Raw genomic sequence first — 26,070 nt, 5'->3', positions numbered from 1 at the left:
CTCAATCACCCGTTCTCCCTGAGGAAGTTCTCAATCTCCTTGAGGATTAGCTTTACCGCCTTATCAAGGTTGGCCTTTCCGTTCGCTCCTGCGGCCCCGGCGTGGCCACCGCCAGAGCCTTCAATGACGGGCCCCACCTTCTCCATGATTTTTCCGAGATGGAGGCCCTTCTTCACGAGGCTCTCCTTGGCCCTCGCGGAAATCCTAACGCCCTTCTTCTCGCTCCCAACTATCGCGATATCTGCCCCAAGCTGGAGGAAGACCTTGCAGGCGTAGGACTCGTAGGCCGAGACCTTCGAGACGGCGATGATGTACTTCCTGAACTTCCTGATTTCGAGCCTCTGACAGGCCTTTAAAACCGCCATCCTCCGGGCGTTGTCGGTGTTTTCGTCGCTGGCAGGGGCAACGAGGGAAAATATCTCCCCCATCTGGAGCGGAAACCTCTCCAGTATCTCGCTCACCGCTTTGAAGGTCTTCGCGTTGACGAAGCGGAAGTTGGCCGTGTCGGTAACGATTCCCGCCAAAAGGGCTCTCGCGCTTTCCTCGTCGGCAAAGCCGAGGTACTTGAACAGCTCCCACACGATTTCGGCGGTTGATGTCCTTGAGGAGTCAAGGACCGCTATGTCGGCCTTAATCGGCCTCTCCTTCTCGACGTGATGGTCGATCAGGATCACCGTCTTCCCCTTTGGAATCTCAATCGGTTCGAGCTGTTCGAGGGAGGAAGTGTCGAAAATTACGACAACGTCTTCATCAACGGTCGGGTTTTTCTCAACTGGAACGGGCGAGAGCGTCAAAAGCCTCTTCGCGTAGGAGGAAACGCTCTGGGCAACGCCTATTCTAACCCTCTCAACGCCGATAAACCTGAGGTAGCGGGCAAAGGCTATCGCCGAGCCGAGGGAATCGGGGTCGGCGTTGTGATGGCAGAGGAGGAGATAGGATTTGTCACGCGAGCGCTGGAGGAAGCGCTTAAGCTTGAGCTTTCCCTTCATTAGCAATCTCCCTCAGCTTTCTCTCAACCGCTTCGTAGGCCTTCTCAAGGGCCTCGTTAATCAGCCTCTCGACGTCCACCTTGACGAAGACCGGCACTTCGAGGTAGACCTCGATTTCGAGGTTGAGCGTTTCGTCCCGGTTTATTCTTGTGGTCACCTCGATGTCCTTGACGTCGCTCCGATTGAGGGCGTCAAAGACGTGCTTTATTATGACCCTCTGAGCCAGCTCTCCGATTTCTATTATCTCCTCCTCGCTCAGCTCTGGAAGGCCGATGTTAATAACGCCCCTCTGCTCCATGCCCACCACCGGAGGAGAAAAGGGAAATCAGCCCGCAGTGGGGCGGAGCGAGCTCTGTATCTTGGCGGTCAGTTCCTTGAGCTTCTCGTTGAGCTTCTTCTCCTGCCTCTCAAGGGCACTGAGACGGACTTCGAGAGTCTCAACTTTCTCCTTGAGCTCCTCGACGGTCTTGGCCTTGTCGGTCTTGACGATGAGCGTCCCAACGGTCTTGTAGACGACCGCGTCGTCGGGGAGCTTCTCAATCTCCTCAAGGGCCTTCTTGGCCTCGTTGAGTTCGAGCTGGACCTTCTGCTTCTGCTGGACGAGAAGCTGAAGCTGTTGCTGGTAGCTCTCAAGCTGGGCCAGCATGGACTGAACCTGCGGCGGAATACCCTGCATGACAACACCTCCGTAATCGTGATGCCGGGTTAGAATAAGGGCGGGGCTTTAAATAGTTTAGGTAGGGGCCCAAACTCACTGGGACGAGGTTGAGGAGCTCAACTTTCCGGCCAGCTGGTAGAGGACGGTTCCAGTCACGAAGCCCACGATGACGAGCCCGGCGAGGAAGAACCACACGACGTCATCGTCGCACCTCGGAGCACAGTTCCTCGTGATGATTGAGTAGGTAATTAGAGAGGCGAGCGTTACGGTGGTCGTTGAGGTTACGAGGAAAAGCCCGGACTGGGCGTTTGTTTTGCGGAGGAAGAGAAGCGAGGCCGCTGCTGGCATGGAAAGGCCAATGACGACGGGTAAGAGGTCAAGGAGCAGATTCGGTTCGTCACCGGAAAGGGGAAGACGTGCAAGCGTAAAGATTATGCCCATGTATAGAAAATACACTGAAAAGGCAAAAACAATAGTTGAAAAGGGGCGCCCGAGCCGCATGCTTCCACCCCTCACTTCTTAATTACCGTCGCGTACCCATCGTTTTTCTCGCCGATAGCGTTGTGCAGATTCACGCAGTCTTCGCAGACGTGCCACGGCGATTTGTAATATCCCGCCACCTTGTCCTCGCCCCCCTCGTATGTGTCAGCATGGTGAGGAAAGCTTGTGTCATGATGGGCCGAGCCTATTATCTTTCCATTGTAAATCACCCAGAGGCGAATGTGGTATCTTCCAAAAAGTCCATGCCAGCTAGTTGCTAGGTCATCTCCCTCTTCCCAGCCACCTCCCCCATACTGGGGCGGGTCGTAGATATACTGACTAGATGCTACAACCCAGTCGTTCCAGCCGGCATCCTTGAGTACTTTTTTGACATCGTCCTTGGTACCACCCTCCCAGACGAGGTTGACGGGGTCTGCTTTTTCATAGTAAGTGTGGCAGAACAGATATCCACAGTATTCAACTTTATCCCAGGTCCACCTCGGGAGATATGGGGGATGCTCCCACCAGGGGTACGGGTCGTCGCTGGTGGTCAGGACGGTTGTCTTGTAATATGTTCTAACCACGGGCATTCCTAAGGCCAGCGTCTTTGCTTCCAGGGGATACAGCTTCAGCAACTCGCTGAGGGACATTCTTGCGACTTTGACCTTGGAAATCCTGTCAACTCCAAACTTGGCCTGTAGTTCATCACCCGTGTACTCAACCTGCTTTATGAGCTTCCCGTTCAGGTATTGGATTCTCTCGACGACGAGCACACGGACAGTGTGCTGCTTTGCCCATGCTTCCCACGGGTCCGAGGGGCTGCTGGTGCCTACAGGTGTCCCCACTGTTGCCCCCGCGCTTCCTGCAGTCACTCCAACGACGAGCAGTCCTAACAGGAGTGCAAGCAATGCCTTCCACTTCACGACGTTTCACTCCCCTATAGTTGTTGACAATACATTATACACACTCTATCCTTATAAGTTTTACTATTAATTGTAATTAAGCAACATTCCCTTTTCTGAGCAGATAAATTTTTTCGGAGTTATGTACCTCAGCCGTTTTGGCCATGGAAAAGCCAATAAGCCTAGTTGTAGAGACATAACCCAAAAACTGGCAGGCAACGAGAAGAGGCCGGGATCAGAGCTCAAGGGAATCCATCGCGACCTTAATCCATCTCAAATATGAGTTCAGCGTTCCCCGTAAGGCCGAGTTGTCTTTGGCCAAAAAGCGGATTACGATTTTCCTCCCGTCGAGAAGGAAATCAATCCTGCTCCGCCTGTAGGGGACGGTCTTGTGCTCGTAGAGAACGCTCTCGTAGACAACCCTGGCCGTTTCCTCGTCGGGAAAGGTCAGCTCAATTACTCCCTCGATTGGCCAGACTTTCTCAGAAGAGCTTCCTTGTAGTCCCATCTCCGCCCGTCCTCCATAATCCAGATTTTCACGAGGATTAACGGCCCTACCGGCCGGTCCTTTGTAACGTCGAAGCGGTAGAAGTTGACGGCCATCCCCCTCGGGTAGTTCTCGATTACGCCGATTACGTCCGTGTTGTTCTTGTCCGCTATCGTCTGGAGGCTCTTGTTACCGCGCGGGACGAACTTTCCGCCGGTGAGCTCGGCGAAGGCCTGGGCGAAGGCGGTGTGGTCTATGCCAACGCGCTTGGCAGTGGTTACAACGAAGGGCATCTCCTCGCGGATTGGTCTGATGTCCCTAAAACCGATTTCACGCTGAAGTTTGATGCCGTGGAGGTAGAGGTAGCCAAGGTAGCCCCAGTCGTCGGGGTCAACCTTTATGAAAGTCATCTTGAGCGGGTTGCCCTTCCAGACGTTGATTATCAAGAGCCTCTCGTAGTTCCTGTCGTAGGCCTCCATGAGCAGGTCCTGAATGGTCTTCTTTCCCCTGGTCAGGTAGAGCGAGTTGGGGAAGACCTTCTCCAGGTCGTGGCCAAAGCTCCTCGTCCTCCTCGTCGGTCTGTGGGAAGTCGTTATCAGCATCATGGCAACCACTCGTTTGGGTTTGGTTGATAAAAGCCTTTCGAAAGAAAAGGCTCAGATGGCCTTAACCCTTCTCGCGACCCTCGGGCGGGGCTTGTAGAGTATCTTGCTTCCGCAGTATGGACAGCGGACCTCTCTGGTCGTGGCGAGGTCGAGCTCGACCTCCTTACCGCACTTGGCACAGCGGTAAACGGCTACCACCATAGGAATCACCTCAAAGGAAAAGAATCAGGCCTTGGAAGCGACAACGCGCTTCGCGACCTTTCCGGCGGGAGTGGTCGGCAGGTAGGCACCGCCAGCGAAGGTGGCACCGCACTTCTGGCACTGCCATATGCCGGTGCTAATCCTCCTGACGGCCTTCCTTCCGCAGACGGGACAAACGTGCTTCTGCTTCATCTTGGCCTCAACGGCCGCGACCCTTCTTCTAATCTTGAGACCGTACCTTGGACCGAACCTTCCGGCTGAACCGACCTTAACAGTCCTTCCCATGAGCATCACCCCAAAGTTAAGCATTCTCGGAGACTGGAGAGTGTTCCCGGGGACGTTTTATAAACCTTTGCCCGGAAACCGTGCTCCTCAAGTTTCATCAAACTCAGATTTCCTTAAACTAGCCCGTTGATGGAGAGTTTCCTTATAAAATTTATCCGGGAATGCCTCCCCACTAAAGGTTTGTAGCCTAAGCCAAAGACGTCATTACAAAGTGAACACTTTAAAAAAGCACTTAACCTTCCGCCAGCGCTTGCGCAGGAAGCTTTTAGAAAAAGCTTCACCAAAAGCTCGTGATTCCTCGTTAGGACTCCTCTGCAATGGGATTTCAAAATCAAGTCGGCCGTTGAAAGTTTGAATTCACCATGTTGGGGCTTTTTACGCGCGGGTTCTACTTAAACCGCGCTCCAAAGGAGCGCAAAAGACTCGAACTCCCTTGTAAAAGGCGCTTTTGAAAGAATTCACTCTCCAAAGAAGCAACTAAAAGAGAAATCTACCCAAAGAATAAGTTTTTTCAAAGAGAATCACGAACTTTGATGAAACTTTTGCTTGGCAAAAGTTTCGATGGTGGGCCCGCGGGGATTCGAACCCCGGACCTCCACCTTGTCAGGGTGGCGTCATAACCAGTCTAGACCACGGGCCCAACCCAAGGATGGTGGACCGGCCGGGATTTGAACCCGGGGCCTCCGCCTTGCCAAGGCGGCGCTCATACCAGGCTGAGCTACCGGCCCACTTCCAGTGACGCCGTTATCTCCTTTCTGGGCGGGTTTATAAATTTTGCGGTCGAATGTTCTTTTCAGATATACATCGAAAAGCTAATATGCATCTCTGCCAACATTGAACCGGTGATTGGAATGAATCCGATTGAAGAAGCCGAGAAGATTAAGGATCAGATAATAGCCTGGCGCAGGGACTTCCACATGTGGCCGGAACTCAAGTACGAGGAGGAGAGGACCTCGAAGATTGTGGAAGAGCACCTCCGCGAGTGGGGATACAGGATAAAGCGCGTTGGAACGGGAATCATAGCCGACATCGGTGAGGGTGAGAAGACCATAGCGTTACGCGCCGACATGGACGCGTTGCCGATTCAGGAGGAGAACGACGTTCCATACAAGTCCCGCGTTCCCGGAAAGATGCACGCCTGCGGTCACGACGCCCACACGGCCATGCTCCTTGGAGCTGGGAAAATAATCGCCGAGCACATTGAAGAGTTCAACGGCAGGGTCAGGCTCGTGTTCCAGCCCGCTGAGGAGGGCGGAAACGGAGCTTTGAAGATGATTGAAGGGGGCGCCCTTGAGGGAGTTAACGCCATCTTCGGCTTCCACGTTTGGATGGAACTGCCGAGTGGGGTCATTGGAATCCGCGACGGCCCGTTCCTGGCGGGGGCAGGGTTCTTTACGATAAAGTTCAGGGGCCTTGGAGGACACGGGGCTTACCCCCACTTCGCAAGGGACCCCATTCCCGCGGGGGCCGAAGCTGTGATGGCACTTCAGACCATCGTCAGCAGGAACGTGTCGCCCTTCGAGACCGCAGTTGTCAGTGTCACGGCATTCAACGCGGGAACGGCGCACAACGTAATTCCTGAGGAGGCCGAACTTAAGGGAACCTTCAGGTTCTACAACGAAGAGGTCGGAAAGCTCATCGAGAGGAGGATTGAAGAGATAATTTCGGGCATAGCCAAAGCTCACAACCTTGAGAGCAAGAGTGAGATTGTTGAACTCGTTCCGCCGACCATCAACCACAAGGAAATGGCTGACTTCGCAAGGAGGGTGGCAGAAAAGTATGGATTCAACCAATCTGATGTTCCGCCCTCAATGGGCGCTGAGGACTTTGCGTACTACCTCCAGCGTGTCCCCGGGGCATTCCTCGCCCTTGGAATCAGAAATGAGGAAAAGGGAATAATCTATCCGGCACACCACCCGAGGTTCGACGTGGACGAAGACGTCCTTCACCTCGGCACCGCAATGGAAGTGGCGCTTGCCAGGGAGTTCCTCAAGTGAGCTCCTTCGCGAGTATTTTGATTTTTCGTATTTTTTCGGCACCAAAGCTTTCAACTTCTCCTGGAAGGGTCGTCAGAGCCCGCTTGAATCCGAGAGCCCGTGCCCTCCCGAGGAGAGGCTTGAGGTCCTCGACCCTGCCCCAAAGGAGAACCGCAACCCCTTCCCTGCCCGGAAGGTTCCTGAGTGCATAATATGACTCTCCAACCCTCCCGGACTCGACCGTGTAATGTATCCCCGCGATGCTGTCCTTAAACACCGAGAAATACATGCTGTACGAGCTCTGAAAACGACCCGCGACGAGTTCAAGCTCTTTAACGTCATCCCAGCTAAATGCGGTTGGCTCTGCCTTTCCCTCACCCTTCAATGGAACCCACACGGTAGTCCCCTCAAAGACCTCAACGTTAAAGCCGAGCTTTTTGTAGAAACCCTCCGCTTCCCCTTCCGGCTGAACCGTCAGCATCTCGACTCCTCTTTCCCTCGCAACGTCCTCAACGAACTCCATCAGCGCCCTGCCTACGCCTTTCCTCCGGTAATCGGGGTGAACCTCTATGAGGTCAACGTGCCCTATCCTTCTGATTTCTCCGTTGATTGACTCCTCTGAGAATAGCACCTCCACTTCGCCGACAACCTTTCCGTTGAGCTCAGCCACTGCAACAAGCTGGTCATCGAGCAGGAGGTTGTTGAGGTGAATCGAGAGGGTCTCAACGGCCATCCAGGGGCCACCCTGGGTGTAGCGCTCGTAGAGGTTACCGCTCACCTTTTCTCCGGCGGTATGGAGCTCGACTATTCCCCCAACGTCGTCAAGGGTCGCCCAGCGGATTCTCATCGTCCTCACCCAGGTAGCCGAACTTCTTGAGGATGTGCATTACCGCCTCCGCCCCGCCGTCCCCGTAGGGCTTCTCGGTAACGTAGTCAGCTCTCCGCTTGAGGCTTTCGGGGGCCTGGGCGATGGCAACGCGGTAGCCGACGACCCGGAAGGCATCGAGGTCGTTCTCACCGTCGCCGACGTGGGCGACTTCGTCGGGCTTTATTCCGAGGAACTCGCAGGCCTTCTCTATCCCGGTCCCCTTGTTAATCCAGGGCTTCTTCACGTGGATTGCGAAGCCCGAATCAACGGCCACCAGGTTAAGCCCCAGCTCCTCTATGATTTCCCTGACGACCTCAACGGGAACCGTTCTCCTCAGGACGAGACCGGCCTTTCGCTCCATCGTCGAGTAGCTCAGCTCGGCCTCGGGATGGCGTTTCTTCAGCTCGCTCCAGAGTATCCACTCCTCGTCCATGTCGGTCAGAAAAACGCGCTTCCTCACCGTTCCCTCGCCCTTCAGCGAGAGCGCCCCGCCGTCTTCAGCTATGACCGGTCCGCTCGTTCCTATGAAAACGGCCGCGGCCTCTGCAAATGGAACGGAGTTCCCCGTTACGAGCATTACCGGAACGCCGAGCCTCTCGGCGAGCCTTATCGCCTTCAGGGCGTCGATGCTCAGCGTCCTGTCGCGGTAGGTTATCGTGCCGTCTATGTCAAGGGATATCGCCTTAATCCTCATTCTCTCACCCGAAGACGGAAAAGGTTGCGGGAATATAAGGCTTTGCTTTCAATGGTCCTTCATAATCTCCCTGAGCACACTGGTCGCATAAACCCCCTTAGGAAGGAAGAAGCGGAAGCACATTCCAGTTCCGGGAACGTAGCCGTAGGTCATGCCTATTGGGCGAATGAGGAGTTCCCGTCTTCCACCAGGTTCTGCCATCGGCTTCGGGAGCTTTTTGAATGCGTCAAGGGTTATCCCCTCCTCTTTGAGGATTTCCCCCTCAAGTTCGCCGGGAAGTCCCTTGGCTTTCCTCATCGCGAAGCCGAAGAGCGGGCCCGAAACCATGGCCTCGCCCCTCTTTACCTTCTCACGGACGAAGTTGATGTTCGTCTCGGTGACGCGGTATGTCCTGTCGCGGTACGGTATTCCTCCCTTCACCTGAACGATTATATCGCCGACCAGTGGTTCGTTGAGAGGTAGCTCCTCAATGCGCCTTGACAGGTAGAGGTTGAAGAGGTAGCTCTGGTAGGAATGAATGAAGATGCGCATTATCGGGAGCGGGAGCGACAGGAAGGCCTTTTTCCAGCTTCCGGTCTTCTTGTAGGTGTAGAGTAGAGTTCTCTCGTAACGGAGGAAGCGCGGAAACTCCTCCAGGGCCCTGTCAACGTCGCCCGTCTCCCAGAAGTTCTTTCTGGCTTCGTCGCCCTCCATACTTCCGTCGGCGTAGCCGAGGAAGAGCCTTGCAGATTCCTCAAACTCCCCCTGGAGGAGAAGCTTTCCAATCAGGTGGTTCACGACCCTTCTCTCGCCGAAGCGCTGGTAGCCGAAGTAGTTTGGAAAGCCCCCCTTCTCGCGGAGTTCCCGGATTATTTCCTTGGCCATTTCAAAGGCGTCCTCGCCGACGTCTCTGACGATTATCCTGAACCTGTTGCCGAGAAGGTGGCCGAGCTTTATGAACCTCCCGTAGGAGACGAACCTCAGCTCAACGTCCCGGATTTGAACCGACTCAACTTTCTCCTTAGCCTTCGCTGGCACGCTTATGTACTGGTAGGTTACCGCGTGCCTGTCCTTCGTCCCGGCGAAGCCTATATCCCGGTGGCTTATTCCGGCGCGCTTGGCAACCTCCTTAATAACTGCCATCGTGTCCCAGTTGCGCTTTTTAAGGAGAAAAATCGCGTACTTTCTTCCCTCAAAAATCTGGGGTAGGGGTTCCTCGATGACAACAAAATCCTCGGGAAGGGCCTTGATTCTGCCCCCTATCCCGGGCTTCTCGCTCAGGTGCCGGAACTGGGAGAAGAACTCGCGATAGTCCATGACTCACACCAGCTTGAGATGGCCAGTAACCTTGTCCACCAGCTCCTCGGGGCCGGGGCCGATGGCGAGAACAGTAACCGTCCCGGGCGGGATTTCCGTTAGTCCAGCGTCCCTTATGAGCGCCGTCGGGAGTCCGAGCCTTTCGGCCTTCTCCTTGAGCTGGAACAGCTCCTCAAGGTTTTCGGCCTTGACGACTACCTTCTTCTGCCCCTCGTTGAACCACGCTTTAAACCATTCGGGCTTCTCCTTCTGGGCTTTTAGGGTGGCGGTTACTGCACCGTGAGCCACCTGAACCGCAAACTTGCCCTTGCTGAGCTTCAGGTCCTTCCGCGAGACGATAACCTGCTTGTACTTGAACGCGCTCATGGAAGAAAAGAAGTAGGGAGGGTTTAAAAATCAAGCGCCCTCCTCTTTTTCCTCGGTCTCTTCCTTCTTTGGAAGTCCTCCGGGGCGTCTGCTCTTCTTCTTTTCGAGCCTCTCCCGGAGCTTATCGGCTTCGGTTCTGTAGTTATAGGCCAAACCTGCCACCACGAGAGTCGCGAGGAGGAAGATAACCGCCAGCGGCTTCCAGGGGTTTGAGGGTTTGTAGTACACGGTCACGGTGTCGTACGCGACCTTTGCAAGGCCGGTTGAGTTGGTTCCATTGAGAACCTTGTTGAGGTACTGGGATAGGCTCTCATTGGTCGTATACGGTGCAAGTTCAACGAGCAACTCCTCGGTGAGCTTCTGGGGGTCCTTGGACTTCGTCAGGAGCTGGCCTATGTAAGAGGGTATCTCAGATTCACTGGGCCAGACCTTGACTTCCTTAGTGACAACGGCGGGAGGAACACTGTTTATCGTTACTAGGTTTCCAAGGTTGAGCTCGTGCTTGTTGCCAACGGGGTCGTAGTAGACCAGAACGGCACCAACGTTATAGAGTGCTTGGCCCGCAACTTTAACCTTGGTCTGTACGGTCTTGGAGGAACCCGCTTTCAGGTCCCCCACCTTGATGAGGGAATTGCCCTGGAGGCCTTTTGGAAGCACGAGGTAGAGGGTTGCGTTCTTTATGAACTCATACGTTGGGTTGCCCTTTTGAGCGGATACTGTGAACTTGAGCGTAACCTCCTGATTGGCCTTAGCGTGAACGTACTTGCCCGTTGTACTGCCGTTGTATGCCACCGCAGACACGGAAAGTTTCGGTACCCCGTAGACCACTATGTTCGTAAGGGGAGCGGAGTAAACCGTCTTCATCTGGCCAGTTTCGAGACTCTGGTCATCGTAGTACTTGACGAGAACCTTTCCTATGTCGAACTTACCGACCTTGGTTGGCTTGAGGACGTATATGAGGGCGGGCATCTTAGTGAAGGCTGGAAGGCTCTTAAATGTCCAGCTCTTGGTAGTGCTTACTAACTGGAACCCGTTGGGTATCGGAGCGGCAACGGTGACGTCGTATGCGTCTCCTTTGCCTTTGTTTTCAACTGAGACTACGATTATCATGTCGTCCCCAAGCATCACGGCTTTTGGAACTGTGCTTATCGTTGCAACGATGTCGGCAGAGCGAAGTATTGGAGTCACTTGGGCGTTCTCTGGGCCGTAAATCACGAGGCTCGCACGGTTGTAAATGGGCTCGGTTCTCTGAATTAAAATCTTGAAGGGTGTTCCCTTGAGGTCCTGAATCGCGCCGACGTTCACGAAGAATACACCAACAACGCTATCACCTTTGTAGACCTTGAGGCTGACCTTTGTGGAGACCACGGATATCAAATCAATGTAATACTTTGTGCTGTTCACGGTTATTGGTAATTTCTCGTTTGTGTAAAGAACACCGTTGTAAATCAGCGTTGTCGACACAGTTTGGGTGCCTGATGAAGAGCTTGAACTGGACGACGACGAACCGCTACCCGAGTACGTCGTTATCTTCGTAGCCGCCACACGGGGCATGTAAACGTCAAAGGTAACGGACTTCGTTGAAACACTCTGGACGGTTATGTAAACGAAGTTGCTGTACTTGAAGTCCGAGTTGGGGAAAGAGTAAGTTATACCTCCCGACTGGTTGGCCTTGAGAGTAATGCTCTGGGCGGGGTTGTTGGGAAGGTAAACAGTGAAGGTTGCACTAGTGTTCGTCAGTGATGACACCCTAAGGGTTCCAACGGGAAGGTTGTACGTGGCGCCTGCGCTGAGGGTTATTGCGTTTGGATTGACCTTCTTGAGGGGGGAGAGAATGTCTAAGTAGGCAACCGGCTTGTCGTTCTGAGTCCATATGGCAACCCTGAAGGCAAGCACTGGGTTTGACTGAGAGGGATAATAAGCGGTGGTCCCCTCCTGGACAAAAACCTGAGTGGTTCCCTCGGGACCGCTGACTACAAGAACGGCGGTAGTAAAGTACCTGTCGGTGTCCTTGAATTCTATTGTGTACGGACCGACGGTAACCTTTGAGCCCAGGGAGAGCTCAACACTTGGATAAATCTTACCGTACAGGGTATCATCCGCGGACACCACTCCCACGCTTGACAACAGGAGTGAAAACATTAGAATGCCTATAATACTAAACGCCATAACTTTTTTCATCTTCAAACCTCCTTAGATTATAGGCAACACTCGTCTATTTAAAATAGACAAAAGGTATAAAGGCCTTACGGTGTGAGCCTCTTCCTGTCCCTCGGGAACAGGATAACCTCCCTGATGTTCGGAAGGTCGAGCATCTGCTTTATCAGCCTCTCCGCCCCAAGACCAAAGCCACCGTGGGGGGGCATTCCGTAGCGGAAGGCCTTGAGGTAGAACTCGAAGCTCTCTGGATTGAGCCCCTTCTCCTTTATCTGCTCGACGAGGACATCAACACGGTGCTCCCTCTGGCCACCGGAGGTTATCTCGACCCCCCTGTACTCCAAATCGAAGGCCCTGCAGATTTCAGGCTTATCGTCGTACTTCATTATGTAGAAGGGCTTCGCCTCGCTCGGATACTTATAGAGGAAGTAGAGCGGAGCGTTTTCGTTCTCCATCATGTACTTCCCGAGGAGCCTCTCGCCCTCGGTGTCTATGTCCTCGCCCCACGGGATTTCCTTCCCAAGGTCGGAGAGAATCTCAAGGGCCCTATCGTAGCTCAGCCTCGGGAAGGGCAGTTTCGGCTCCTCCAGCTCGAAGTTGAGGGTTTCGAGTTCCTTCGCGTTGTGCTCGCGGACGTAGTTGATTGCATGAGCCACGAGCCTCTCGAGGAGCTCCATTACCTCCTCCTCGCTCTCGATGAAGGCCATCTCTGCATCAACACTCCACGCCTCGTTGAGGTGCCTCGTTGTGTTGTGCTCTTCCGCCCTGAAAATCGGCGCTATCTCGTAAACCCTGTCAAGACCGCTCGCCATCATAATCTGCTTGTAAAGCTGAGGGCTCTGAGCTAAAAAGGCGTCCTTCTCGAAGTACTTCATCGGAAAGAGCTCCGTTCCGCCCTCGGTTGCCGTCGCAATAATCTTGGGCGTGTGAATCTCGATGAAGCCGTTCTCGTGGAAGAAATCCCTGACCGCCTTGAAGACGCTCGAGCGTATCTTGAAAATCGCCATTACCTCGGGCCTTCTGACGTCCATGAAGCGGTTGTCCAGGCGAGTGTCGAGCTCGGCCTTGACCTTCCCCGTCGGGTCGAGGGGTAGAGGTGTCTCCGCCCTGCTGAGGACCTCAAGCTTCTCCGGGAGAATCTCAAAGCCAAGCTTCGCCTTGGGCGTGAAGTTTACAATTCCCTCGACCGCGACGACGTCTTCGCTGTTGAGCTTCGGAATGAGCTTGAATATCTCGGGGTCAACCTTCTTCTTCGGGGCGGTAATCTGGACTATCCCCTCCCTGTCCCTGAGCCAGAGGAACTTGATTCCGCCCAAATCCTTGACTTCCCACACCCAGCCGGCCACTTTAACGCGCTGGCCGTTGAGTTCCTCGGTTATCTCGCTCGAGTAGTGCGTCCTGTACATGGCCATCCCCAGAAGGAGTAGGGGCGAGCTTTTAAAGGTATTCGATGCACGGGGGAGAAACGAAGAAACCGAAGAGGGGTCAGACAAACGAAATCTTGACTTCCTTCCCGACTATCTGGCTCAGGACGCTCTCGAGTATCTCGGGCTTCTCCGGGAGCTTCTTCCTGTCCCTGCCAAAGACGAGAACCTTGTAGTAGGTCTCTCCGCCGGGCCTGTAAACGACGTTGACGCCGAAGACACCGGCCGGATAGAGCAGGTCGGAGGCGAGCTTCTTGAGCTCATCGGTTGATTCCGCCTTCATGCCCTCGATGACCCTAACGCGCTTCCCGAGCTCCCTTATGAGGGTCTTTATGTTCTTCCCGCCCTTGCCGATGGTTATCGGGACGTCCCCCTCTCCGACAACGATAACGATAAGGTCCCCGGCCTCGACGGCCTTCTTGAACTCGACCTCAACGTCGCCGAGGAGCTTGTAGAGTAAGCGTGCAACCTTAACGTCCAGCTCGGAGATTATACCCTCCTGGAGCTTTTTCTCGTCAGCGGGGCAGAGAATGTCGTCGGTCTTGAGACAAACCTCACAGATTGGCGCCTTCACGTTCTCACCTCCTTAGAATGACCTTGATGGGCTAACCCTTAATTCAGGAAGCCCTTTAAAAAGGTTATTATGTGGCCCGAAAGGGGAAGAACTCAAAGCTCGCCCTCGATTTCCCGCCGAATTCTCTCGATGAACTCAACGGTAAAGCGGTGCCTGTCCTCGGCGATGCGCTTTGCCGTTTCGGTGTACATCAGGTCCTTGAGCTTGAGTATCTTCTCCTCAAAGTGCCTGAGGGAAGCCTCAATATCCCTCCCGTGCTCGCCAGAGTACATGAAAACGCGGGCGATTCCTATGGCCCCTATTGCGTCAAGCTTGTCCGCGTCGCTGAGTATCTTCGCCTCGAGCGTTCTCGGTTCAGGACCCCTTGAAAAGCGGTGGGCCTCTATTGCATGAGCCACTGCCTCTGCCTTCTCCTCCGGGTAACCAAGGCTCAATAGGAAGCGCTTCGCGATTTTCGCGCCCTCTACCGCGTGGTCTTCAACTTTGCCGGCGTCCTCAAGGGGCCTCGCTATGTCGTGGAGGAGCGAAGCGAGGGCGAGGACTTCAAGGTCAGCCCCTTCCTCTTTGCCTATGTACATGCAGAGGTTGAAAACCCTCTCCACGTGGCTGAAGCCATGCGTTCCCTCCCGCTCAAAGAAGCCCCTCGCGAACTCGCGCGTCCTCTCTATGAGCGCCCGCGTCCTGGCGTCGGGTATGAACTCCTCAAGCTTCATAGCACATCGGTTGGAGAAAAAGGAAGGGGTTTAAAAGGTTAGCCTATTCCCCTATCCTTATATCAACAACATTGTTTAGGAACTCAACGAAAGCAACGTGAACCTCGATTGGAATCCCGTCGACGCTCACTTCCCTTTTCTTGCTGACGCCGTCAATGAGACCACTCTCAACGAGGAGCCTGACGACGAAGGCCTCCTCCCAGCCGGAGAGAAGGTTCTTCCCGAGCTCCAGCGAGGCCTGGGCAATCAGACCGTAGGCCCCCCAGTTCGAGACGGCGGAGAGGATAAGCTCATCGGTCTCAATTGTAGAGGCTATCTTCTCCCCGTGTGGAACGTAGCGAACCACCAAATCCCGAACCTTTCCCATACCAATCTCGTTGCCCCTGTCGCCGATTCCAATCGTCGGGATTCCATGTTCTCTGGCTCTCTCCGCGACCCAGTCGAAGGTCTCTCCAACGATTGGAAGGCCGGACATGGAGTAGTGGTTGCCGTCCTGAGCCCTTCCGGGCGTTTCGACGAAGATTACGAGGTCGTAGCTTGAGACGTCTGGTTCCCTGGCAAAGCGCAGGGAAAGGGCCTTTTGGAATGGAATCATCGCGTTGATGACCTCTTCCTGAGCGAGAATCTCGGCTTCCCCACCGAGCTCCCTGACGGCACGATATAATGCCAGCGCCCCCGGTGGGCCGTCGGTTTCCGGGACGTTCATTGGAGGAATCGGAAAGCCGGTAACGATTAACACTTTTCCATAATTATTTAAAAACAGCTTTGTAGAATTATGTAAAAAATTAAAGTCCCTCCTCCTGTAGTCGAGGTAGAGCCTTCCGACGCCCCTGCCCCCGACGTCGGTGTTTATCAGGTGGGCAATCATTCTTCCACCTCGTAAACTATTATCTTGACCTTCCTGCCCTTGACAGCCTCCTTGAGTTTCCACCAGAGCTCCGTTGGTTCCTCGCTCCTGTGGACGAGCTTATCTCCGGGCCTTATCTCTACTTCTTTCTCCGAGTAGCGGACGAAAACACCCTCCGCCTCGAACACCTTCATACCCATCACCCCAGTATCTTCCTAAGCTCGTGGAGGGTTCTAATCTCGTAATCGGCCATGTGATAGCCGTCCGAGCCGTCGCGGTTAATCCAGACGGCCTTCATCCCAACGTGCTTGGCCCCGTAAACGTCCTGGCTGAGGGAGTCGCCAACGTAGAGAGCCTCACCGGGCTCAACGCCGAGCCTTTCAAGGGCGTGGAGAAAAATCTTCGGCTCGGGCTTTATCGCCTTCACGTCCTCCCGCGTCACGATTACGTCGAAGTATTTATCGAGCCCGGTAAGTTCAAGCTTGAGCCTCTGGTACTCGGGCCCGCTCGTGACGACACCGAGGCGGTAGCCATTGCCCTTCAGCCACTCAAGGGTGGGCACAACGTCCGGGTAAACGTGGAGCTTGTGGGGATACCTTCTCAGGAGCTCCTCGTAGTTGAGGTCAACGTTGAAGAGCCTGAAGAAGAAGTTCCAGTCGTGCCAGTCGTAGGTGTCCCTCCTCGCCATAATCTCGTTGAGGAACCGCTCCCTCGCTTCCTCCTTAGTGACCCCGAGCCTCTTCGCGAGCTCATCGTAGACCCAGGGGAGGAAGAGCTGAATAAGTGGCATTTCCGTGAGCAGGGTTCCGTCAACGTCAAAGAGAACCGCCTTCATCCTCCCACCCCTTCACGAGCAACGCGAGTATCTCGACACCCTTAACGTTCTCATCGGTCACGATGCCCCATATTATATCCTTCTCGGCGAGGATTTCCTGGAAACGCGACAGTATCTCGTGGGCTCCCTTCAGCGGGAAGTCGTTCCCGACGAGGATTCCTATCAGACCCCTCTCCCATATTCCCCAGTGCCAGCTGAAGTCAACCCTATCGAGGAGGCGCATTATGCCGACGTTGCCCCCGCGAATCATGTTGAACAGGTCGGCGTAGTCTATGTTGACCAGCATCTGGTTTTCGAGATAGTAGTAGAGCCTTGAAAAGAGCTCGGCTATCGAGACGGAGGCCCTCTCGAAGGCAACCCCCAAAGGCACGTCCTCGCTCAGGAAGTCCCAGAGGGAGTCGTAGAAGACGGTCTCGAAGTTATCGGCCCAAACCGGCTTCTCGTGGATGAGCTCCCTCCTCGGCGTGAGGACGTAGGCGAGCTTTATCGCGTCCGAGGGGCTGTGTTCGAGGATAAGGTCAACCAGTTCGAGGTTTATCTCCTTGTCCTCGAAGAGAAGCCACAGAAAGGTGTCCTCGGGCAGGTGCGAGAAGAAGTCCCTGATTCTCTCCGCGTAGCGCCCCGGGCGCAGAAGGTAGTGGCCGGGATTGATTGTCACCCTAACCACGCCGTCGGCGCTTATCCTGTCGACTATCCCGGCTCCAGCGTTGCCGATTCCAACAAAAAGGTGAGTGAAAGAGCGCATCGCAACCCTCACTCAAGGGTCGCGTGCTTCTTCTTCATATCCTTTTCGGTCTTCTGGAAGGTCGCCATGAGAAGGGCTATGACGCCGTCGAGGAACACCATCGTCGAGTCCTCGAAGAGCGTTCCCATCGGAGCGACCCACTTGTACTTGGTGAGCATCTGGCGCGCTATGTAGTCGGTCGGGATGTCCGTCTTCGCCCTTCCCGGAATCTCAACGACGACGTCGGCGAGCTTTCCGAGGGTTGAGTTGGCGTAGGAGGTTATTGCCACGACCTTTCCGCCCTCCTTCTTGGCTATCTTCGCGGCATCAACTATGCTCGTAGTCTCACCGGAACCGCTGATGGCTATGAGCAAATCTCCCGGTTCAAAGGCTGGCGTTATGGTCTCGCCAACGACGTAGACGTTGAAGTCGAGGTGCATTAGCCTCATAGCGAAGGCCTTTCCGACGAGCCCGCTCCTTCCTGCCCCGTAGATGAATATCTTGTTGGCCCCAATCATTGCATCCACGAACCCACGAACCTGCTCGAGCTTGAGCTGGTCGGCGACGTTGCTCACGTGCTCGACGATGTCCTTCATGGCCTTTCTGATGGTCTGCATGTACTCGCCCCAGAAGAGGTCGATTATCTGCCTCGTGACCTTCTCAGGGTCCTTGGCCTTGGTTATGGCGCTTCCGACGATGATTATCGTCGCGCCGAGCTCTATAACTTTTGGAATCGTCTCAAGGTTCAGACCGCCGGCAACCGCGACGGGGACCTTAACGGCCTTGACAACCTCCTCAAGGTCCTGCAGAGGGCTCTTACCCTGGGCCTGCTCGTCTATACCAGTGTGGACGAGTATGTAGTGAACGCCCATCTTTTCGAGCTCTTTGGCGCGCTTAACCTTGTCCTTGACGCCGATTAGGTCGACCATAACCCTGATTCCATACCTTCTCGCAACGTCAACGGCGTCCTTTATGGTCTTGTTGTCGGCGACACCGAGAATAGAAACGACGTCCGCTCCGTGCCTCGCGGCCATCTCGACTTCCAAAGCTCCGGTGTCCATCGTCTTGAGGTCTGCAACAATCTTCCTGTCCGGGAAGCGCCTCTTGAGAAGCTCAACGGCGCGCATTCCTTCCTTCTTGATGAGTGGCGTTCCAACTTCAAGCCAGTGAGCGCCACCGCGAGCGGCCTTCTCAGCTATAGAGATGGCCTGCTCGATGTCGGTCAAATCAAGGGCGACCTGGAGTATCATGGCGAGACCTCCGAAAGGTTTTCGATTTATGGTTTCGGGGCGACTTTTTAAAGTTTGGCTTTGAAAATTTACAAGAAAATGCCAAAAATTTTCGTCAAGGTTTAAAAAAGAAGCCCCTAATCCTTTTCGGTGGGTTGAATGGTCACATTCATTCCCTTCGGCGAGAAGCCCAACAGGGAAGGTGTGCTCTACGCGCTCCAGCTTTTGAAGAGGAACAAGCTGATTGACGACTACGTCATCGTCGAGGCCAGCAGGGTTGAGCTCCTCCCCGACAGGGTTCCCCAGGACAGGGCTTACATAATCGGTGAGCACCTCGCCACCTACGGTATAATCGAGAAGCTCCGGCCCAAATCTTTAATCAGCGTTGACGCCCACACGGATTTGATGCACGACTACCTCGACCACGGCTCATGGCTGGCTTACGCCCTCGAGCGAAGGCTAATCGAGAGGGCCGTGGTGATGGCCCCGGTTCTCATGATTCCAACGACCGAGCGAACCCAGCTCTGGACGAGGCGCGTCAAGGTCTTCCCGGCAACGCTAAGGAGCAGGAAAGTTCGCGGGAAGTGGAGGGCCTACAAGAACTTCCAGACGAACTCGGTCGAGGAGATAATGGGCGAAGCGAAGAAGTACCTCGGCGAGGAAATCTACCTGACCGTCGATATGGACGTTCTAAGGCCCGAGTACAAGATAGCCCGCTTCCAGCACGGGGAGCTGACGCTCGAGGAACTCCTTGAAATCCTCGAGGCAATAAAGGAGAACTTCAAAATAATCGCTTTCGACATAGCCGAGATTTCCGACAGGCTTAGGCGCTCAAGGCTCGGAAAGAAGGCCTTCTTCGAGGTCTTTCAGCTCCTGATGGGGTGATGCCATGTCGATTAGCGACGAGGAGATACGGAAGATAATCATGCCCCTGATGCTGTCCGGCGCGAAGATGCTCGACAGACACTGTCCGAAGTGTGGGTCCCCGCTCTTCGAGAAGGACGGAAAGGTCTTCTGTCCGGTCTGCGAGCACAGGAAGAAGCAGATGGCGAGCGAGATGAAAGGGGTTGAGGAGAGGCTCATGGAGAAGCTCACCGAGCTGGCGAACTCAATGCCCGACGACGTCGAGGAGCTTGAGAAACACTTAAGGGTTATGGAGCTGATAATCAACCTGTTGGAAAGGTACAAGGCTCTGGAGGGAGGGGAATGAAGAACGTGAAGGTCCTTAAGGCCCTCGAAAACGGCCCGAAGACGGTTGAGGAGATAGCCGAAGAGACCGGCATCAAGCCGATGGAGGTAAGGCGCTACTTACTCCGCTTCGCCGAGAGCGGAAAGGTCGAGAGCTACCAGAAGGACGGCAAGCTCTACTGGAAGCTGAAGGAGAGAGACGAGCTCGAAGAGGAGTTCAAGTACGTCTGACCTCTTTTTTCATATTCGGATTTCATTTCAGAATCCAAAAACGATAAGCGGAAACAAAAAGAAAGGGGAATCAGACCTTCTTGGCCTTCTCCCAGTACTCGTTGAACTTGGCCTCGAAGAGGGCCTTAATCCTGAAGTCCTTAATCCAGACCTGGGTCTCGTAGTTGAAGTAGCGCGCGGCCATGTCCTCGAGGGCGAAGAAGACCTCGTCGTCGCAGATGAGCATCGGAAGGTCGAACTTGTCGAGGACCCTGAGCTCGAGCTTGCCCTTCTTGGCGTAGTCGAGAATCTTTGAGCCCTCAATCCTCTTGAGGACGGGCTCGGTGACGATTACCTTGGCCTTGGCACCGTTGTCTATGGCTCTTATGATGTCGCTCTCGAGGTTGATTGCTATGTACCCATCGTCGGCGAGGAGAATCTGCTCCTTGACCTCCTCGAACATCTCCTTGGTCTTGAGGGTTGCGTTCCTGATTCCGCGGACGACCCAGACGCGCTCAACGCCATACTTCGGAATCTCGGTCTCGATAAGGGGCTTCATGAGCTGGAGGAGCTCCTCTTTCGCCTGCTTCTTGGCCTCAAGCTCTTCCTGGACCCTCTCCTGCCACTCCTCGATGAACTTCTCGAGGATGTTCTCAGGGTGAACCGGCCTGTACTTGTTGACCTTGCCTGGCTGGCTAATGGCAAAGCCCTTCTTCTCAAGGCTCCTAAGGACGTCGTAGGTCCTTGGTGCAGGAACCTCCGAGACGCTGGCGAGCTCCGCGGGGGTGAGGACGCCGAAGCCAACGAGGGCGACGTACGCCCTTGCCTCGTAGAGGTTCAACTCAAAGTGTTCTTGGAGGAGTTCCACCATCCTGTCCTTAACCATCTTTACCACCACCAACTTTCTTATCCCTAAATTCGAGGAAATCCATTATAAACTTTTTCCAAACACTGGGAGTGTTGCAAGCAAATACCTCCCAATTGCAAGGGGTGACTTCCCGAGATAAAACCCGGGTTGCATGGACATGCAAAGGCATTACTCAAAGATGAATTTTAAGGTTTTTGGTTTTACCATCAAATAAAACAACAACCGTAAACCAAAGTTTCACTACCCGATTATGCATGCGGAAAAGATGACCAAAAATAGTTACCAAAAGTGCAAGGGAATAAATAGGAACGTTTACCCTTCCCCATAAACGTAGCGCCTAATCTCGGCGTAAAGGTCGTTTAGAACCCCAGTATAATCGACCTTTCCTTCCTCGATTAAGTCCATGAGCTTCTCAAGCTCCCTCGTGCGCTCCTCGCTCACCAGCTCGCGGTACTTGCTGATGAGGTAGTGGTAGACCTTTATGCCCTTCTCGGTCGGAACGAGCTTCTTCCTGCCCCTCGTCTCGACAACGTAGCCACGCCGTATGAGGGTCTCAACGATTTTCGCGTATGTTGAAGGCCTTCCAATACCGCGCTCCTTCATCAGGGCTATTATGTCGCCCTGCGTGTAGAGGGAAACCTTCGGCGCCTTCCACTTCTTGGACTCAACCACTTTGAGCTTCGCCCCCTGCTCAAGCTTCGGCAACTGTCTCATGGGCGGGCTTCTGAGTTTCGTCCAGCCGTCCTTGATGATTTCGACGTAACCCTCGAGCTCGACCTTTCCAACGCCCGCGTTTATCACCGCCCTCTCGTGGAGAACGACCGCCGGAACCATCTGGCTCGTCATGAAGCGCCTGAATATCATGTCGTAGAGCCTGTAGTGGTTGCGCGTGAGGTTCCTCGGGAGCTGGATTACGCCGTCGCGAATGAGTTGCATCAATCTGCCGGTGTCGATGGGCCTCGTCGGCCTTATGGCCTCGTGCGTGCCCTCTTCACCCCAGGGCCTCGGCTTGAAGTACTCCTCGCCGAGCTCACTCGTTATGTACTCCCTGGCAACCTCTATTCCCGCGTTGCTCACGTGGGTTGAATCGGTTCTGTGGTAGGTGATGAGACCCATCTCGAAGAGGTCCTGGGCCAAGCGCATCGTCTCCGGGGCCGAAAGCTTGAGGAAGGTGGAAGCGTCGCGGAGCATTGCGTCGGTCGTGTACGGCGGGGCGGGGTTGAGCTCCCTCTCCTCAAGCTGGACCTCCTCCACCGTAACGTACTCCGGTGGCTCGACGTCCTTGCCGTCCTTTCCAAGCTCAACCGTTACCTGAAGGCCGTTCTCAAGCGTTAAGCCGAGGAAGTAGACCTCGCTCTCGCTGAACTCCTTATACCTCTTGATAATCCAGCCGAGAACGGGCGTCTGAACCCTGCCAGCGGAGAGGTTCCTGTTCTCGAAGACCCTCTGGAGCTCACCGCTCAGCTCGAAGCCTATCCACCTGTCCTCTATGCGCCTCACAATCTGAGCCTCGACGCGGTTCTCGTTCACGTCTCTCGCCTCTTCGATTGCCTTCAGTATGGCCGGCCTCGTGACCTCGTGGAATTCCGTCCTCTTGATGTTCGGCGTGTAGGGGCTCAGAATGTTCCTTATGTCCCAGGCTATCTTCTCACCCTCCGTATCAGGGTCGGTTGCGATGAGTATCTCGTCGACCTCCTGAGCAATCTCGCGCATCGCGATGACGTTCTCAAGGGCGTCGCGGACGTTCGTTGAGCCACAGCGCGGGCAGATGCCTTTCTTCTCCCAGTCCACGAACTGGTAGCCACAGTCACGGCACCGCTTTATGGTGTCGTAGACCGGAATAAACCGGAGCATATCCTCCTCGCGCTCGATTAGGACGCCGTGGTAGCCCTCGTCAGTGACGAGGTCGAACATGTGGCCCCCGCTCGCGAGAATCGTCAGCTGTCTGTTGCCTATGCTCACCTCGTAGGCGACCAAATCACCGATGCGCCTCTTGCTCGGCCTGCCGAAGAAGTTGGCTATCGTCCTGGCCTTGTTGGGGCTCTCCACAATCATGAGGGCCGATTTAACGAGGTCCTTGACCTTCGAGCTTATCTTGCCCTCCATTACGAGCCTTACCTTCTCCCTGTCCTCGTCTATCTCCCTCAGGAGTTCCTCGAGGTCGAGCTCCTCGAAGGGCACCATCTTGAACTCGGTGAAGCGCCAGCGCATCTGCCTGACAAGGCCGTTGAAGACCTTCTCGTTGTCCACTATGAGGACGCTGAGTCCCTTCGTTATTCCGCCGGCAAATAGCCTGCTCGTCCTCCCGGTAGCCTGGATGTACGTCCTGACGTCCGGAATCTCGATGAACCACTTGCCCTCTTCCTTCACGAGGCTGACGAAGGGGTCCTCCGCGAGCCTCTTGAGAACGTCCTCCTTCTTCAGGACCTCGCGCAGGAACTCGACGAGCTCGCGGAAGACGTTGAGAACCGTCCTGTGGAAGTCGTTCTCGATGGGAAGGCCTTCCGCCAGGGCCTCCTCAATCTTGAGGAGCTCGAACTGCGGGATGTTTCTAATCAGCCTCCTGAGCCTCGCGTGCAGCTTTTCGGCCTTCCTCCTGTCCTCGTCGTCGAGGAAGTCCATAACCTCGCTGAGCAGACCGAGGGCGCGGTATATGGTGGGCCTCTCAAGGTCTATCGAAAACCTGAACTTCGGGACGCCCGTAAAGACCGCGTAGCGGATGAGGTGGGGCAAATCAAGCCCCCTGACTATCGAGCCGTAGTAGGTTGCCACGCCGACCAGGTAATCGGCCTCGCCGTTCTCAAACCTCTCAACGGCCTTCTTGTTCTTCGAGCTCGCGAGCTCAACGGCGAAGCCCCTCTCCTTAAGATAGTTCACGAGCTCCTCAGCGTAGCTCAGCCCCTGGTCGATGGGAACGAATATCAGGCCGCCCTTCCCGAGTTTCCTGAGGAGCTCCGCCACGTGCTCCTTTACGTCCCCACTCGGCTTCAGGTAGCTGTCCACGACGTTCCTCAGCGCACTCCTTCCGGAACCGACCTCGAAGCCGAGCAGTTCGCGGTAGAGCTTTATCCTGTCGCCCCTCGCCGAACCGGTAGCCGAGGCGATAATCATGATTCCGATGTCATTCTTCCTCTTGAACTCTTCAATCTCGTGCTGGAGCTTTTCTATGGCCTCGTTGAGCTCCTTGAGTTTCTCCTCCCTGTCCTGGGCGCGACCGTTCAGATAACGGCTCATCTGCTTCCTGAGCCTGATGATTTCCCACGCCTTGCCGATGATTTCCTCGGTGAAGCCGAGAAGGAGGAGGGAGCGGTCTATGTTCTTGCTCGCCTTGAGGAAGGCATCGACGTCGTCAACGAAGATAAAGTCGAAGTGCCTGCCCTTCAGCTTCTCGTCAAAGTTTCTAGCTAACCACTGGGCGCTCGTTATGAGTATGTCGTAGTCCTCACCCTCGATTTTAGCGAGCATCTCTTCCTTTTCCTTCTTCCTGAGGTTGCCGTGGTAGTAGGCGAGATTAATGTCCAGCCCCGTTCTCTCGATTATCGCCTGGACCTTCTTTATGGTCTGGATTACAAGGGGTGTCGTGGGGACGACTATGTAGCTCTTCTTGCCCTTCGTGGCGTAGTAGACGGACATGAACGCTCCAAAGGTGCTCTTGCCCATTCCGGTTGGAGCGATTATCGAGAAGCTCCTTCCCTTGAGGAGCCTTTTGACCCACGTCCTCTGGGCGCTCCAGAAGGTAAAACCGGTTGCCTTCTCGAAGAACTTCTCAACGTCCCTGAGCCCCTTTTCGAGGGAGTAGATTTCCTCCCAGGCTTTTAGCTTCTTTCTCTCCTTGAGTGCCTTTCTCACGGCCTTTACGAGCTCAAAGTAGTCCTCAGCGGTGACGGGATTATCGAGACACTCATCACAGGGGTTCTTCATTACGAGCCTTTCGTCGGAGATTCTACCCGAGCAGTTTGGGCAGGCCTCCCTGTAAATCGCCTTCATATTCCCACCCTCTAAGTTGTTATTTCCGCCGGTAGGCCCTTATAAGGGTTCCTTTTGGAGGGCGTTTTTGACCCCCTCATAGGCTTCTCTCAGCCTGCTCACGAGGGGATAATCGTGGAAAACAGCCGACAGCTCATCGAGGGCCTCGCCGAGCGGGTGAAGGTACTCCTCGGCTTTCGTCTCGCGGAGAAGTCTTAACGCGCGGAGGAAGAGCATCGCCGTCTCGCTCCCGCTCTCGTCTCTTCTGAGGGAGTTAAAGAGCTCTGCAAGGGTGACCTCAAGCGCCAGCCGGGGGACCTCTGAGAGGTAGGCCCACGCGAGCGATTCGGGATTCAGGGGCCCCTCGCTTCCGGCATCGAAGTACAGGCCTTTCTCGTAGGTCTCAACCACCGCGGAGACGTGGGGGCAGTTTCCTCCGAGCGGGCAGGTACAGAGGCTTTCGCCGGTGGAAAGGTCAACCTCGACGTAGTACGGGTACTCCCCCAGAACCTTGGAGTAGAGCCTACCACCGGCCTTGACGACCCAGAGAACTTTTGCCATCGCATCCACCGGCTAAGTGAAAAGCACGGTTCTCTTAAAAACGTCCCTGTGGTTTCCGAAGGCTTCGAACATCTTCCCCGAATAGCTCTCAACGGCGGAGTCAAGCAGTTTGTTGAGGTTGTAGTTTATCTCCTCGCCCATCGGCATGTAGAGCGGTGCCGGCTCGTAGTAGTCCATTCCCTTGAGGAGCGACGTCGAGAAGTACCAGAGTGTCTTCTTGATTTTCCTTCCCCTGACCGGTGAAAAGCTGGCCTCTCCTCCACCAAAGGACGCGTGGAGGACTATAATCTTCTCGACCTCGACGCCCTTCTTGAGAAGTCTTCTCCGCTCGGTGCTCTCCAGGTCAACTATCCTGTAACCGCTCCTCGTGGTCTCGTCGTAGTCTATCGAGACGCCGTAGACGTCCTCAATCCTCGGGTCGTAGACGAGGACCTCGGTTCCTCCGATGACGTAGAGCTTCCCCTCGCGAACGTCAACGACCGTATTTTCGGTGCTGAGAACGTCCAACCCCTCGGAGACGGCTATGGCTGACATCGTGCTCTTGCCCGTGTGGGGGTAGCCGACGAAGAGAACGGCCCTTCCCTCGGGGTTGACGACGCTCACCGAATCGGTTATGAAAATCCTGCCCTTCCGCGCGCCGGCCCTCGCCGTCGCCTGAAGGAGGAAGAAAACCGGCGCCTCGTTTTTATAGGCTGAAGGAACCGCGGACTCAAGCTTGTAGCGGTCCTTTCCGTTGACGTCGTACATCGAGCTGAAGACCCTGAAGGACTCGCCTTTGAAGCGCTCTATCAGAATGTCGGGCTTTATCTCGGCCCTTAGAACGTCCGGCAGGTAGCGCCGAGCGAAAAGCGTTCTAAAGCCGTCAACGAAGCCGTCGTTGAGCTCCCCGCTGAAGAGAACACCGACACCTCCGACGCTCAGCATCGTCATCAACGACCCTTCAGTTAGCGGGTTATAAACCCTTCGT

The 26,070-nt window shown here is 54.9% G+C and carries 30 protein-coding genes and 2 tRNA genes; 4 read left to right on the top strand and 28 right to left on the bottom strand.

Annotated features, from left to right (window positions below; genetic code table 11):
- Positions 1-5: 5 nt before the first annotated feature.
- From CS910_RS05780 to CS910_RS05730, 11 genes are all read right to left on the bottom strand, one after another.
- Positions 6-989, bottom strand: a complete 984-nt coding sequence (locus CS910_RS05780; protein WP_099210193.1) for a DHH family phosphoesterase — start codon at positions 987-989, stop codon at positions 6-8.
- Positions 967-1,287 (bottom strand): DUF3194 domain-containing protein, encoded by a 321-nt coding sequence (locus CS910_RS05775; protein ID WP_099210191.1) that lies wholly within the window; start codon positions 1,285-1,287, stop codon positions 967-969. The genes CS910_RS05780 and CS910_RS05775 overlap by 23 nt, the downstream gene beginning before the upstream one ends.
- Positions 1,288-1,314: 27 nt before the next feature.
- Positions 1,315-1,665: a prefoldin subunit beta gene (locus CS910_RS05770; protein WP_099210189.1), complete on the bottom strand. Its 351-nt coding sequence runs from the start codon at positions 1,663-1,665 to the stop codon at positions 1,315-1,317.
- Between the two features lie 75 nt (positions 1,666-1,740).
- The gene (locus tag CS910_RS05765; RefSeq protein WP_099210187.1) at positions 1,741-2,148 is read right to left on the bottom strand and encodes a hypothetical protein; all 408 of its coding nucleotides are present in this window, start codon (positions 2,146-2,148) and stop codon (positions 1,741-1,743) included.
- A gap of 11 nt (positions 2,149-2,159) precedes the next feature.
- A complete protein-coding gene (locus tag CS910_RS05760; protein WP_099210185.1) occupies positions 2,160-3,050 on the bottom strand; it encodes a hypothetical protein in 891 nt (296 codons plus the stop codon).
- 214 nt (positions 3,051-3,264) lie between these two features.
- The gene (gene pcc1, locus CS910_RS05755) at positions 3,265-3,537 is read right to left on the bottom strand and encodes a KEOPS complex subunit Pcc1 (protein WP_099210183.1); all 273 of its coding nucleotides are present in this window, start codon (positions 3,535-3,537) and stop codon (positions 3,265-3,267) included.
- Entirely contained in the window at positions 3,486-4,121 is a 636-nt protein-coding gene (locus CS910_RS05750) for a ribosomal biogenesis protein (RefSeq protein ID WP_014122035.1), read from the bottom strand. Before CS910_RS05750 ends, pcc1 begins: the two co-directional genes overlap by 52 nt.
- 51 nt (positions 4,122-4,172) lie before the next feature.
- On the bottom strand, positions 4,173-4,322 hold the full coding sequence (locus CS910_RS05745; protein ID WP_099210181.1) for a DNA-directed RNA polymerase subunit P: 150 nt from the start codon (positions 4,320-4,322) through the stop codon (positions 4,173-4,175).
- Positions 4,323-4,346: 24 nt separating this feature from the next.
- Positions 4,347-4,607 (bottom strand): 50S ribosomal protein L37ae, encoded by a 261-nt coding sequence (locus CS910_RS05740; RefSeq protein ID WP_014121315.1) that lies wholly within the window; start codon positions 4,605-4,607, stop codon positions 4,347-4,349.
- A 562-nt stretch (positions 4,608-5,169) separates the two neighbouring features.
- Positions 5,170-5,247 (bottom strand) — tRNA-Val (locus tag CS910_RS05735).
- Positions 5,248-5,257: 10 nt separating this feature from the next.
- Positions 5,258-5,335: transfer RNA gene (locus tag CS910_RS05730), tRNA-Ala, on the bottom strand.
- Positions 5,336-5,458: 123 nt separating this feature from the next.
- Here CS910_RS05730 and CS910_RS05725 point away from each other — a divergent pair.
- The gene (locus tag CS910_RS05725; RefSeq protein WP_173866275.1) at positions 5,459-6,604 is read left to right on the top strand and encodes a M20 metallopeptidase family protein; all 1,146 of its coding nucleotides are present in this window, start codon (positions 5,459-5,461) and stop codon (positions 6,602-6,604) included.
- On the opposite strand, the gene CS910_RS05720 is transcribed toward CS910_RS05725, so the two are convergent.
- The 13 genes from CS910_RS05720 to hxlAB all read right to left on the bottom strand — a co-directional run bounded on the left by CS910_RS05720 (position 6,597) and on the right by hxlAB (position 18,331).
- Complete coding sequence (locus CS910_RS05720; RefSeq protein WP_099210179.1) at positions 6,597-7,430, bottom strand: GNAT family N-acetyltransferase; 834 nt, start codon at positions 7,428-7,430, stop codon at positions 6,597-6,599. The two genes, CS910_RS05725 and CS910_RS05720, sit on opposite strands and share 8 nt — an antisense overlap.
- On the bottom strand, positions 7,405-8,145 hold the full coding sequence (locus CS910_RS05715; RefSeq protein ID WP_099210177.1) for a phosphoglycolate phosphatase: 741 nt from the start codon (positions 8,143-8,145) through the stop codon (positions 7,405-7,407). The genes CS910_RS05720 and CS910_RS05715 overlap by 26 nt, the downstream gene beginning before the upstream one ends.
- Positions 8,146-8,193: 48 nt before the next feature.
- Positions 8,194-9,441, bottom strand: coding sequence for a tRNA pseudouridine(13) synthase TruD (gene truD / locus CS910_RS05710; protein WP_099210175.1), 1,248 nt, complete (start codon positions 9,439-9,441; stop codon positions 8,194-8,196).
- Between the two features lie 3 nt (positions 9,442-9,444).
- Complete coding sequence (gene pth2, locus CS910_RS05705) at positions 9,445-9,807, bottom strand: peptidyl-tRNA hydrolase Pth2 (RefSeq protein ID WP_099210173.1); 363 nt, start codon at positions 9,805-9,807, stop codon at positions 9,445-9,447.
- Positions 9,808-9,837: 30 nt separating this feature from the next.
- On the bottom strand, positions 9,838-11,916 hold the full coding sequence (locus tag CS910_RS05700; RefSeq protein WP_158523810.1) for a COG1361 family protein: 2,079 nt from the start codon (positions 11,914-11,916) through the stop codon (positions 9,838-9,840).
- A 137-nt stretch (positions 11,917-12,053) separates the two neighbouring features.
- Positions 12,054-13,370, bottom strand: a complete 1,317-nt coding sequence (aspS, locus tag CS910_RS05695) for an aspartate--tRNA(Asn) ligase (protein ID WP_099210169.1) — start codon at positions 13,368-13,370, stop codon at positions 12,054-12,056.
- Between the two features lie 79 nt (positions 13,371-13,449).
- Positions 13,450-13,962: a KH domain-containing protein gene (locus tag CS910_RS05690; RefSeq protein WP_099210167.1), complete on the bottom strand. Its 513-nt coding sequence runs from the start codon at positions 13,960-13,962 to the stop codon at positions 13,450-13,452.
- 92 nt (positions 13,963-14,054) lie between these two features.
- Complete coding sequence (locus CS910_RS05685) at positions 14,055-14,675, bottom strand: HD domain-containing protein (RefSeq protein ID WP_099210165.1); 621 nt, start codon at positions 14,673-14,675, stop codon at positions 14,055-14,057.
- A 43-nt stretch (positions 14,676-14,718) separates the two neighbouring features.
- Positions 14,719-15,543, bottom strand: a complete 825-nt coding sequence (locus tag CS910_RS05680; RefSeq protein WP_099210163.1) for a DUF4392 domain-containing protein — start codon at positions 15,541-15,543, stop codon at positions 14,719-14,721.
- Positions 15,540-15,722, bottom strand: coding sequence for a hypothetical protein (locus CS910_RS05675; protein ID WP_042689052.1), 183 nt, complete (start codon positions 15,720-15,722; stop codon positions 15,540-15,542). The genes CS910_RS05680 and CS910_RS05675 overlap by 4 nt, the downstream gene beginning before the upstream one ends.
- Entirely contained in the window at positions 15,722-16,357 is a 636-nt protein-coding gene (locus tag CS910_RS05670) for a TIGR02253 family HAD-type hydrolase (RefSeq protein WP_099210161.1), read from the bottom strand. Before CS910_RS05670 ends, CS910_RS05675 begins: the two co-directional genes overlap by 1 nt.
- Positions 16,338-17,102, bottom strand: a complete 765-nt coding sequence (locus tag CS910_RS05665; protein ID WP_099210159.1) for a hypothetical protein — start codon at positions 17,100-17,102, stop codon at positions 16,338-16,340. Before CS910_RS05665 ends, CS910_RS05670 begins: the two co-directional genes overlap by 20 nt.
- An 8-nt stretch (positions 17,103-17,110) precedes the next feature.
- The gene (hxlAB, locus tag CS910_RS05660) at positions 17,111-18,331 is read right to left on the bottom strand and encodes a bifunctional 3-hexulose-6-phosphate synthase/6-phospho-3-hexuloisomerase (RefSeq protein WP_099210157.1); all 1,221 of its coding nucleotides are present in this window, start codon (positions 18,329-18,331) and stop codon (positions 17,111-17,113) included.
- A gap of 138 nt (positions 18,332-18,469) precedes the next feature.
- Between hxlAB and CS910_RS05655 the strand changes: the two genes are divergently transcribed.
- From CS910_RS05655 to CS910_RS05645, 3 genes are read left to right on the top strand one after another with little or no spacing between them, the layout of a single operon-like run.
- Complete coding sequence (locus CS910_RS05655) at positions 18,470-19,195, top strand: arginase family protein (RefSeq protein ID WP_099210156.1); 726 nt, start codon at positions 18,470-18,472, stop codon at positions 19,193-19,195.
- A 4-nt stretch (positions 19,196-19,199) separates the two neighbouring features.
- Positions 19,200-19,520, top strand: a complete 321-nt coding sequence (locus tag CS910_RS05650; RefSeq protein WP_099210154.1) for an Sjogren's syndrome/scleroderma autoantigen 1 family protein — start codon at positions 19,200-19,202, stop codon at positions 19,518-19,520.
- The gene (locus tag CS910_RS05645; RefSeq protein ID WP_042689035.1) at positions 19,517-19,729 is read left to right on the top strand and encodes an ArsR family transcriptional regulator; all 213 of its coding nucleotides are present in this window, start codon (positions 19,517-19,519) and stop codon (positions 19,727-19,729) included. Before CS910_RS05650 ends, CS910_RS05645 begins: the two co-directional genes overlap by 4 nt.
- Before the next feature lie 70 nt (positions 19,730-19,799).
- On the opposite strand, the gene trmBL2 is transcribed toward CS910_RS05645, so the two are convergent.
- The 4 genes from trmBL2 to CS910_RS05625 form a co-directional block, all read right to left on the bottom strand.
- Positions 19,800-20,594 (bottom strand): HTH-type transcriptional regulator TrmBL2, encoded by a 795-nt coding sequence (gene trmBL2, locus CS910_RS05640; protein ID WP_099210152.1) that lies wholly within the window; start codon positions 20,592-20,594, stop codon positions 19,800-19,802.
- Positions 20,595-20,888: 294 nt separating this feature from the next.
- Positions 20,889-24,563, bottom strand: coding sequence for a reverse gyrase (rgy, locus tag CS910_RS05635; RefSeq protein ID WP_099210150.1), 3,675 nt, complete (start codon positions 24,561-24,563; stop codon positions 20,889-20,891).
- A 39-nt stretch (positions 24,564-24,602) separates the two neighbouring features.
- Positions 24,603-25,103, bottom strand: a complete 501-nt coding sequence (locus tag CS910_RS05630) for an SWIM zinc finger family protein (protein ID WP_099210148.1) — start codon at positions 25,101-25,103, stop codon at positions 24,603-24,605.
- A 12-nt stretch (positions 25,104-25,115) separates the two neighbouring features.
- Positions 25,116-26,027 (bottom strand): hypothetical protein, encoded by a 912-nt coding sequence (locus tag CS910_RS05625; RefSeq protein ID WP_099210146.1) that lies wholly within the window; start codon positions 26,025-26,027, stop codon positions 25,116-25,118.
- Between the last annotated feature and the right edge of the window lie 43 nt (positions 26,028-26,070).

Source organism: Thermococcus henrietii (assembly GCF_900198835.1).
GTDB lineage: Archaea > Methanobacteriota_B > Thermococci > Thermococcales > Thermococcaceae > Thermococcus > Thermococcus henrietii.
The sequence above is the reverse complement of the archived record's forward strand: the minus strand, read 5'-3'. Positions and strand labels throughout refer to the sequence as shown.